2 protein-coding genes are annotated in these 2,127 nt (G+C 58.2%); both read left to right on the forward strand.

Features of this window, described 5'->3' with window-relative positions:
* The coding region (locus tag NW819_RS13205) for a (2Fe-2S)-binding protein (protein WP_414414025.1) at positions 1 to 365 on the forward strand (365 nt) is incomplete at its 5' end.
* Positions 366 to 460: 95 nt separating this feature from the next.
* Positions 461 to 1,846, forward strand: coding sequence for an FGGY-family carbohydrate kinase (locus NW819_RS13210; RefSeq protein WP_011432454.1), 1,386 nt, complete (start codon positions 461 to 463; stop codon positions 1,844 to 1,846).
* Positions 1,847 to 2,127: the final 281 nt, after the last annotated feature.

The following is a 2,127-nucleotide window of genomic DNA, read 5'->3' on the forward strand; positions in this document are numbered from 1 at the left end:
GCCTCTGCGCCACCTGTCATGTGTACGTTAAGGAGGGGATGGAGTCTTTATCCCCGATGAGCAAGCGGGAGCAGCGCACCCTGGAGGTGATCACCACCTGCAAGCCTAACTCTCGCTTGGCCTGCCAAGCGCGGGTGCTGGGGGAAGGGGTGGTGGTGGAATTGCCTGCCGGGATGTACATCCATGCTTTTCAGGATATCGAGGCGTTGATCGGTCGGCGAGCGGAGCAGCCACTTTTGCACCCTGTAACCGGCGCGGTTTTGGTGCAGGAGGGCAAGCTGATCACCCGCTCGGTGCTGGAATCGGTGAAAGGGCTGGATCTGGATATCCAAGAAGCACTGGCTCGGAGCAGCCAGGAGTTTTGAGATTTTGATCCCATCTTTTGAGCCAGTTTGGGCCCCTTTTTGAGGCCACTTGGCCACCCCGTATATAAACAAAGCATTCTCAGGTGAGTATTCCTATGCCCCCTGTGTTTCTTGGGATCGATCTGGGCACTTCTGGGATGCGGGTGGTGGCCCTCTCAGAGCAGGGGGAGGTGGTGGCCAAAAGCGAGCGCCAGTGGGATCCCCCAGAGACCAATCCGGGCCGCTGGTTGCGAACCCTGAAAGCCCTTTTGGGACAACTGACCGCGCAACTGGGGGAGCAGTATTCCATTGCAGCTCTGAGTGCTTGCAGCACTTCCGGCACCATTCTGCCGGTGGATGGTCGAGGCATGCCGTTGGAACAGGCGTGGCTGTATTCTGACCCACGGGGCCAGGCTCAGGCCAAGCAATTGGGGATCCCTGCCAGTTGGGGTCTCAGCCGTTGGCTGTGGTGGGCGGAAGCCTATCCTGATCAGTATCGAGACAGCTACTTGGCCCATCCGGCGGACTTTTTGCTGAGCCAACTGGGGGGGCGCAGGCAGGTGACCGATCACACCCATGCCCTCAAGAGCGGTTTCGACCTGGAGGCCTACACCTGGCCTCAGGAGTGGTTGGCGCGGCAGGGCCTAAACCCCAAGCATTTCCCCGAGGTGGTGCCGCCGGGAACAGTTTTAGGAACGGTGCGAGCAGACTGGGGGTTGGGGCCGGAAGTGCTGATCGCGGCAGGGATCACCGATGGCTGTGCCGGGCAACTGGCGGCAGGGGCTATTCGCTTGGGGCAGGTTTCCACCAGCTTGGGCACAACCCTTATTTTTAAGGCCAACAGTCCGGATCCCATACAAACCCCAAGCATCTATTCCCATTTGCACCCGGACTGTGCTCCACACCGCTGTCGCGAACGAATGGTTTGGTGGCCGGGGGCCGCCTCTTTTTGTGGAGGCGGAGTTTTGCCTCATTACTTCCCCGACGGCAACCTGCAAATGCTGGATCAGCAAGCTCAGGCTTATCTGCCCACCGGGCTGGTCAGCTATCCCCTTTGTCAGCCGGGAGAGCGTTTTCCCATTGTCGATCCCCAGTTTGCCGGGTTCTTGCCGGAGGCAGAAGAGGGATCCCCCCGTTTTTACGCTGCTTTGTTGGAGGGGGTAGCGATGGTGGAGCGGCTGGGGCTGGAAACGTTGGCCGCTCAAGGGATCCCAGTGCCAGAGCAGAGCCCGATTTTCACCACCGGTGGAGGCAGCAAAAGCCCTCTCTGGTTGCGCCTACGCGCCAGCATCCTTGCTCGTCCCTTGGCTGTGGTGAAACACCCGGAGCCGGCTGTGGGGGCAGCCATCTTGGCCGCTTCTGCCTATTGGTGCTGCTCTGTCCAACAGGCTGCCGATCGATTGGTACAGGTAGAACGCTATGTTCAACCGGATCCAGAGTGGGTGAAGTCTTACGCAGAGATCTACTCGGTCTTTCACAGCCGCCTGAGCAACCTGCTTTGACATGTTCCCTGCTCTACTGGCTTGCTTCCCCGTAGCGGTAGGGTGAGGATTCTTGTTACTGGTTCCACAACAGCCCTTGCCGCAAAGGATCCCGTCCCGCTTTCGCCAGTAGGTTTCCCCTCTAAAACAGCGATGATGGTTTCCCAGTTGTTCAGGCTACAGACTTATGACTATGTAAGTATTAAGCGGTCACGGGATACAGCTGCCTACCTACGTTTTTTGAGCTTCGTGAATGCTCAGCCGTGGAAACGAGATTCTTTTTAAACGGAAATGAAACATTT

The organism is Synechococcus sp. R8-2 (assembly GCF_047461715.1).
Taxonomy (GTDB): domain Bacteria; phylum Cyanobacteriota; class Cyanobacteriia; order Thermostichales; family Thermostichaceae; genus Thermostichus.